This is a genomic window from Isoptericola maris (genome assembly GCF_048065335.1).
Lineage (GTDB): Bacteria > Actinomycetota > Actinomycetes > Actinomycetales > Cellulomonadaceae > Isoptericola > Isoptericola rhizosphaerae.
The window spans coordinates 799,664-806,346 of record NZ_JBLUNY010000001.1; the positions used below are offsets into that span (position 1 = coordinate 799,664).

The 6,683-nt window shown below is 73.6% G+C and carries 8 protein-coding genes; 5 read left to right on the top strand and 3 right to left on the bottom strand.

The genetic code is table 11. The annotated features are described in order from the left end of the window. Positions 1–41 precede the first annotated feature (41 nt). Positions 42–860, bottom strand: coding sequence for a class I SAM-dependent methyltransferase (locus ACH5HR_RS03985; RefSeq protein ID WP_402372070.1), 819 nt, complete (start codon positions 858–860; stop codon positions 42–44). 224 nt (positions 861–1,084) lie between these two features. Here ACH5HR_RS03985 and ACH5HR_RS03990 point away from each other — a divergent pair, with 224 nt between their 5' ends. Then, positions 1,085–2,218, top strand: coding sequence for a heparan-alpha-glucosaminide N-acetyltransferase domain-containing protein (locus ACH5HR_RS03990; RefSeq protein WP_416476344.1), 1,134 nt, complete (start codon positions 1,085–1,087; stop codon positions 2,216–2,218). Positions 2,219–2,235: 17 nt separating this feature from the next. On the opposite strand, the gene ACH5HR_RS03995 is transcribed toward ACH5HR_RS03990, so the two are convergent. Then, a complete protein-coding gene (locus tag ACH5HR_RS03995; RefSeq protein WP_416476345.1) occupies positions 2,236–2,400 on the bottom strand; it encodes a hypothetical protein in 165 nt (54 codons plus the stop codon). 54 nt (positions 2,401–2,454) lie between these two features. Here ACH5HR_RS03995 and ACH5HR_RS04000 point away from each other — a divergent pair, with 54 nt between their 5' ends. Beyond that, on the top strand, positions 2,455–3,384 hold the full coding sequence (locus ACH5HR_RS04000; RefSeq protein ID WP_416476346.1) for a 3-methyladenine DNA glycosylase: 930 nt from the start codon (positions 2,455–2,457) through the stop codon (positions 3,382–3,384). Positions 3,385–3,390: 6 nt separating this feature from the next. On the opposite strand, the gene ACH5HR_RS04005 is transcribed toward ACH5HR_RS04000, so the two are convergent. After that, the gene (locus ACH5HR_RS04005) at positions 3,391–3,930 is read right to left on the bottom strand and encodes a CGNR zinc finger domain-containing protein (protein WP_402370870.1); all 540 of its coding nucleotides are present in this window, start codon (positions 3,928–3,930) and stop codon (positions 3,391–3,393) included. Between the two features lie 39 nt (positions 3,931–3,969). Between ACH5HR_RS04005 and ACH5HR_RS04010 the strand changes: the two genes are divergently transcribed. The 3 genes from ACH5HR_RS04010 (at position 3,970) to ACH5HR_RS04020 (ending at position 6,566) form a co-directional block, all read left to right on the top strand. Then, complete coding sequence (locus ACH5HR_RS04010) at positions 3,970–4,941, top strand: EamA family transporter (protein ID WP_416476348.1); 972 nt, start codon at positions 3,970–3,972, stop codon at positions 4,939–4,941. A 20-nt stretch (positions 4,942–4,961) separates the two neighbouring features. Continuing rightward, positions 4,962–5,705: a phosphotransferase gene (locus tag ACH5HR_RS04015; protein ID WP_416476350.1), complete on the top strand. Its 744-nt coding sequence runs from the start codon at positions 4,962–4,964 to the stop codon at positions 5,703–5,705. Between the two features lie 138 nt (positions 5,706–5,843). Further along, positions 5,844–6,566, top strand: coding sequence for a lytic polysaccharide monooxygenase (locus tag ACH5HR_RS04020; protein ID WP_416476352.1), 723 nt, complete (start codon positions 5,844–5,846; stop codon positions 6,564–6,566). The last annotated feature ends 117 nt before the right edge of the window (positions 6,567–6,683 follow it).

Sequence of the window (6,683 nt, forward strand, 5' to 3'; positions counted from 1 at the left end):
CGAGGTGCTCGACGGGGGCGGGCGTGCGCGTGCGGGGGACCTCAGGCCCGGGCCAGCACCTCGCCGTGCAGGATGGCGAACCAGCCGTCCGGCGAGTGCGCCCAGGTCAGCCAGTCCTGCGCGAGCTGCTCGAGCGCGACGTCGTCGGCCAGGTTGGACTCGACGGCCTGCCGCGCGAAGTTCGACTCGACGCACCGCTCGGCCCAGAGCTGACCCCACCACTCACGGTCGGTGGGCGTCGCGTAGCACCACGACGACGCGCTCGGCACGGTCCCGGAGACGTCGAAGCCGGCGTCCAGCACCCAGGAGAAGAGGCGGCGGCCGGCGTCGGGCTCGAACCCGTAGGCGTGCGTGACCTCGTGGTAGAGCGTGTTCCACTCGCGCAGGCCGGCGGACTCCGGGTACCAGGCCATGGCGGCGTAGTCGGCGTCGCGCACCGCGAGGAGACCGCCCGGCTTGGCGACCCGCTTCATCTCGCGCAGCGCCGCGACCGGGTTCGACAGGTGCTGCAAGAGCTGGTGGGCGTAGACGACGTCGAAGGTGTCGTCGTCGAAAGGCAGCTCGTAGGCGTTGGCCTGCTGGAAGCGGACGTTGTGGGCACCGATCGCCTCCGCGTGCGAGCGGGCGGCGTCGAGCACCGTCTCGGAGGCGTCCACGCCCACCACGTCGCCACCCGCGACGATGCGGCCGAGGTCGGTGGTGACGGTGCCCGGCCCGCAGCCGACGTCGAGCACGTGCATGTCGTCGCGCAGGTGGGGCAGCAGGAACCCGGCAGAGTTCTGCGCGGTGCGCGCCCGGTGCGCGCGCAGCACCGACTCGTGGTGCCCGTGCGTGTACGACTCGGACTCCTGGCTCGGCACCGTCTGGTGGGTGCTCGGGGCTTCGATCGCGTCGGAGAGTGCGGCGCCGTGCGGCTCGTCGGAGGCGCTCCCGCTCGGTCCGTCGGACGGGCTGCCGAAGCTCGGCGCTTCCGGGAACTCGGGTTCGGACTCCATCGGCAGATCGCTCATGTGCCCAACCTAGTGAACGCGCCGCGCCGAGACACCCTGTTCTCACGAGACGGACGCTGCGGGATCATCGGCGCATGGTCTCCGACGAAGGCGCACCGGCCCCGGACGCACCGGCCGCGTCCCGCAGGTTCGTCCCGGCCCTGCGCCGGGCCGGCACGCGTCTGCGCGGTGGTCCCGGCCGGGTGCCCGGCCTCGACGTCGCCCGCGGCCTGGCGGTCCTCGGCATGTTCACGGCGCACGTCGGCGTCGTCGAGGGTCCGACGGTGTGGCTCACCGTCGCGGACGGGCGCTCGTCGATCCTGTTCGCGCTCGTCGCGGGCGTCTCGCTCGCCGTCGTCACCGGCGGGCCCCGCCCCCTGACCGGTGACGCCCTGGTGCACGCGCGCGCCCGGCTCCTGGTCCGGGCCGTGCTGCTGCTCGCCCTCGTGGGTCTCCTCGACCTGCTCGGGACGCGCGTGCTGCTCATCCTCGGGTTCTACGCCGCCTACTTCGTGCTCGCGCTGCCGTTCCTGCGCTGGGGTCCGCGCCGGCTGGCCCTCGCCGCCGCGGCGGTCACCGTCGTCGGCCCGCTGCTCGCCTACTGGGTGCCGGAGCACCTGGGCCGGGCCGGGCTGCGGGTGCCGCGGGACGGCTCCGGCGCACTGACGGACTTCCTGGTCACCGGCCACTACCCCGCCGTGGTGTGGATGGCGTACGTCTTCACCGGGATGGCGATCGGTCGGTGCGACCTGCGCTCCGCGCGGCTGCGCGGCCGGATGGTGACCGGCGGGCTCGCGGCGACCGCGGTCGGATATCTCGCCTCCTCGTCGCTGGCGGTGGAGTTCGATCCGGGGTCCGCCGCCGGGTACCTCGTCCGGTCCGGGCCGCACGACGACACGTTCTTCGAGGTGGTGGGATCGGGCGGGTTCGCGCTGACGGTGCTCGGTCTGTGCCTGTACGCCGGACGCATCGGGTCGGTCGTGCTCGCGCCGCTGGCCGCCGTCGGGTCGATGGCGCTGACGGTCTACTCGTTGCAGATCGTCGCGATCTGGCGGTGGGACCTGGTGGAGGCGACGACCAACGGGCCGCTGACGGCGCTGGTCCTCGTGACCCTCGTGGCGGCGAGCGCCTGGCGGGCGCTCCTCGGGCGCGGACCGCTCGAACGGGCGATCACCGGCGTGGCGCGGCGGACGGCACCACCCCCGACGACGGACCGTCCGGCGGCCTGAGGAGCCGCCGGGCACCGTCAGCCGGCGTAGCGCAACAGCGTCCAGAGCAGAGCCGTGAGGCCGACGAGCAGTCCCACGGCGGGGCCGTGCTGCTGGATCCAGGAGTCCTGGGGCACGTGTGGCGTGGGCTTGATGCCGTCCTGCTCCGCGTCGAGGTCCGACTGCGTTCCGATGGTGGCCATCATCACCACCTCCCGTCCCTTCGATCATACGCCGGACCGACCTACTCTGGCAGGGTGACGCCACCGGTCCCCGCACCCGCCGAGGCCCCCGAGCGCCTGCCGCGTACCGCCGTCGTACGCGACTGGCGCACCCGGGCCGCCGAGCACGCCGACCGTGCGGACGCACTGACGGCCGTCTGGCGCGACGCCCGCGACCGGGGCGAGAAGCACGCCGTCGAGGACTTCCTCTTCACCTACTACCCGACGCGGGTGAGCCACCTGCGGCGGTGGCACGCCGGGGCGGGCGCCGTCGTCCCCGTACCCGACGGCGACGAGCGGTACGGGTGGCGCTGGTACCGTGGCACGACGCTGCCCGACGGCGCGGACGGCGCCACGCTGGACGTGTCCGCGTTCCTCGCCGACCGGGGCGAGGCGGTGCGCTACGTCCGCTCGCTCGTCGGGGCGACGGCGGCACGGCCGGGGACGTTCGGCTGCTTCGGGCTGCACGAGTGGGCCATGGTGTACCGGGACGCCGCCGCCGGCCGCGACCACCGGCACCCGCTCCCCTTGCGGCTCGGCCATGACGGGACCGACGCCGTGGTGGAGTCCCACCGCATCGACTGCTCCCACTTCGACGCCTATCGGTTCTTCACGCCGGAGGCCCGCGAGGCCAACGGGCTGCGCCCCACCCGCGAGCGCCAGGTCGCGATGGAGCAGCCGGGCTGCCTGCACGCCAACATGGACCTGTACAAGTGGGTGTCCAAGCTGGGGCCCGCCGTGCCCGGTGACCTCCTGCTGGACTCCTTCGAGCTGGCCCGCGACATCCGCTACACCGACATGGCGGCCTCGCCGTACGACGTGTCCTCGTACGGGGTCGAGGCGGTGTCGGTCGAGACGCCCGAGGGCAAGGCCGAGTACGTGCGCCGCCAGCGCGGTTTCGCCGATCGCGCGAACGCCCTGCGGCTCCGGATCGTCGAGGTGTGCGACCGGCTGCTGGCCGACTGACCGGCGTCAGGCGGTTCCGGCCCGGCGCGCGCGGTGCGCCGCCTGGGCGTTGCGGTTGGTGCAGGTGACCGAGCAGTAGCGTCGCGACCGGTTGCGCGAGAGGTCGAGCACGACGCCGGAGCAGTCCGCGTCGGCGCAGACGTCCAGCCGGGAGTGCTCGTCGGCACGGACGACGTCGACCATGGCCATCGCGGTCTCGGCGAGGATGCGGTCGGCCAGCGGGGCGTCGTCCTCGACGGCGTGCAGGTGCCAGTCCTCGTGCTCGTGGCGGACGAGGCGCGGCACGGCGCCGACCTCGGCGAGCATCGCGTTGACGAGCGGTGCGACGTCGTCACGGTCGGCGAGCAGCAGCTCCCGCAGCCGTGGCGCGAGGGCCAGCACGGCGTCCAGCTCACCCTCGGTGCCGTCGAGGCGCCCGGTGTAGCGGTGGCGCCGGAAGAACGCGTCGAGCTCCGCCACCGTGGTGAGGGTGGCCGGCGGCTCGGCAGCGTTGACGAGCTCCGTCGCAGACTGCAGCGCCTCCACGGCGTCAGGAGTGAAAGACATGTTGACACGTTATCAAGAGCGACCGTAGTGTCATGAGCCATGAAGCAAATGACGCCTGACGTCTCCGCCGCGCGCCGTCCGCGGACCAGCGCGGGGCTCGCTCTCGCCGTCGTCTCGGCGATCAGCTTCAGCCTCTCCGGACCGCTCGCCGGCGCCCTGTTCGACACCGGCTGGAGCCCCGGTGCCGTCGTCCTCGTGAGGATCACGATCGGCGCCCTGGTGCTGCTGCCGTTCGGCATCGCGGCGCTGCGCGGCGACTGGGACGCCGTCCGCCGCAACGTCCGGCTCGTCACTCTCTACGGGCTGCTCGGCGTCGCCGCGACCCAGTTCTGCTACTTCGCCGCCGTGCAGCACATGCAGGTCGGCCCGGCCCTGCTGGTCGAGTACTCGGCACCGGTGGCCGTCGTCGTCTGGCTCTGGCTGCGCCACGGCCAGCAACCCGCGCCGGCGACCTTCGGCGGCATCGCGCTCGCGCTGGCCGGCCTCGTCCTGGTTCTCGACCTCACCGGCGCGCGTGTCTCCCTCGTCGGCACGGCCTGGGCGCTCGGCGCGATGGTGGGGGCCTCGGCCTACTTCCTCATCAACGCCCGGGCGGACACCGGGCTGCCGCCGCTCAGCCTCGCCGCCGGCGGGCTCACGGTCGGAGCGGTCGCGCTCGGGGCGCTCGCCGCCGTCGGGCTGCTGCCCGTGACCGCGTCGACGGCACCTGCCACGCTCGGCACGGCGGCGGTGCCCTGGTGGCAGGTGCTCGCCGTCCTCGGTCTCGTGACGGCCGGTGTCGCCTACGTGACCGGCATCGCGGCCGGACGTCGGCTCGGTGCACGCGTGGCCGCGTTCATGGGCCTGCTCGAGGTGCTCAGCGCGGTGCTGCTCGCCTGGGCGCTGCTCGGCGAGCTGCCGAGCGCCGTCCAGCTGGTGGGCGGAGCGCTCGTGCTCGCCGGCGTCGTCGTGGTCCAGCAGGGCGAGGCCGCGACGGCCCGCCGCGCGGGAGCCCTCGCCACGAGCGCCTGACCTCGGCGAGGATGGCCGGCATGGCCCTCCCCCTCGCCTCCGCTCCCCGGGAACCTGTCGCCGTCCCGGCCGCCGTCCGGGCGCTCGCCACCGACGACGACGTCACCCCCGTGTGGCGCAACCAGCTCGGCGGGCTCACCTTCCGCCTCGTCGGCGCGGCCGGGACGCGGTACGTCAAATGGGTCGCGCACGGCACGCCCGAGCTCGACCTCGCCGCCGAGACCGCACGCCTCGCCTGGGCGGCGCGCTACGCCGTCGTGCCCCGCGTGCTCGGCAGCGGTCGCGACGAGGACGGTGCGTGGCTCGTCACCGCCGCGCTGCCGGGGCGATCCGCCGTCGACCCGGCCTGGAAGGCGCGGCCCGACGAGGCCGCCCGCGCGATCGGGGCCGGACTGCGGGCCCTGCACGACTCCCTGCCGGTGGACGCGTGCCCGTTCTCCTGGAGCGCTCAGGAGCGCGCCGACCGGCTGGACGCCGCCGCGCGCGAGAGGCTCGGCCCGATCCCCGCCGTGGACCGCCTCGTCGTCTGCCACGGGGACGCCTGCGCACCGAACACCCTGGTGGCCGACGACGGCGCACCGGCCGGGCACGTCGACCTCGGCACGCTCGGGGTGGGCGATCGCTGGGCGGATCTGGCGACGGCGAGCATGAGTCTGGGCTGGAACTACGCCGGCGACCACGAGGCCGCCTTCTTCGCGGCGTACGGCATCGCACCCGACGCGGAGCGGATCGCCTTCTACCGGCACCTGTGGAACCTGGGCTGATCACGCGCACCGTACGGGAGAACCCGTAGCGAGCACCCGCCGCGGGCGCGACGTTGACGGGTTTCACCCGATGCGCAGACTATTGCTGCGGCCTAGCGTCGAATTTGTCCAGAAACCTGACGAACAGGAGACGCAACGATGCGATGGCGCACAGCACTGGTAGCGGCCGTGACCGGCCTGGTGGCACTGCTCGCACCCCTGGCGCTGGCCCCCACGGCCGCCGCCCACGGCTGGGTCACCAACCCACCCAGCCGCCAGGACCACTGCAGCAACGGGACGTTGTCGTTCGACTGCGGAGCTCTGCAGTACGAGCCCCAGAGCGTCGAAGCCCCGAAGGGGTCGATGCAGTGCTCCGGCGGCGGCGGGTTCGAGATCCTCGACGACGAGAGCAAGCCGTGGCCCCGGACCACCGTGGACTCCTCGGTGACGATGCGGTGGCAGATCAAAGCGATGCACTCCACCAGCACCTGGGAGTACTTCGTGGACGGGGTGCTGCACCGCACCATCGACGACGGCGGCGCGCAACCTGGCGCCGTCGTCGAGCACACGCTCGACAGCCTCCCCGCCGGTGACCACACGATCCTCGCCCGCTGGAACGTCGCGGACACCGCCATGGCCTTCTACGCCTGCGTCGACGTGACGGTCGGCGGCAACGGCGGCGGCGACCCGGACCCGGACCCCACGCCGGACCCCGAGCCGGGTGACTGTGAGGCCGCGGCCTGGGAGCCGGGCGCCGTGTACCTCGGGGGCGACCAGGTCTCCCACGACGGCCGCACCTACCAGGCCAAGTGGTGGACCCGCGGTGAGGACCCGTCCTCCGCCGGCCAGTGGGGTGTGTGGAGCGACCTCGGCGCCTGCTGATCCGGGCCTGCTGAGCAGATCTGGTCGGCAGTTCGTCTTCTGGTCGGCAGTTCGAGCTGCCGACCACACCAACCACATCCCACCACACCAACCCCCCCGGCCAGGCGGGGGGTCAGC

What these genes read in the sequence shown, in the direction of transcription:
- ACH5HR_RS03990 (WP_416476344.1), top strand. Translation starts at nt 1,085, where the DNA reads ATGGTCTCCGACGAAGGCGCACCGGCCCCGGACGCACCGGCCGCGTCC.
- ACH5HR_RS03995 (WP_416476345.1), bottom strand. Translation starts at nt 2,400, where the DNA reads ATGGCCACCATCGGAACGCAGTCGGACCTCGACGCGGAGCAGGACGGC.
- ACH5HR_RS04005 (WP_402370870.1), bottom strand. Translation starts at nt 3,930, where the DNA reads ATGTCTTTCACTCCTGACGCCGTGGAGGCGCTGCAGTCTGCGACGGAG.
- ACH5HR_RS04010 (WP_416476348.1), top strand. Translation starts at nt 3,970, where the DNA reads ATGAAGCAAATGACGCCTGACGTCTCCGCCGCGCGCCGTCCGCGGACC.
- ACH5HR_RS04015 (WP_416476350.1), top strand. Translation starts at nt 4,962, where the DNA reads ATGGCCCTCCCCCTCGCCTCCGCTCCCCGGGAACCTGTCGCCGTCCCG.
- ACH5HR_RS04020 (WP_416476352.1), top strand. Translation starts at nt 5,844, where the DNA reads ATGCGATGGCGCACAGCACTGGTAGCGGCCGTGACCGGCCTGGTGGCA.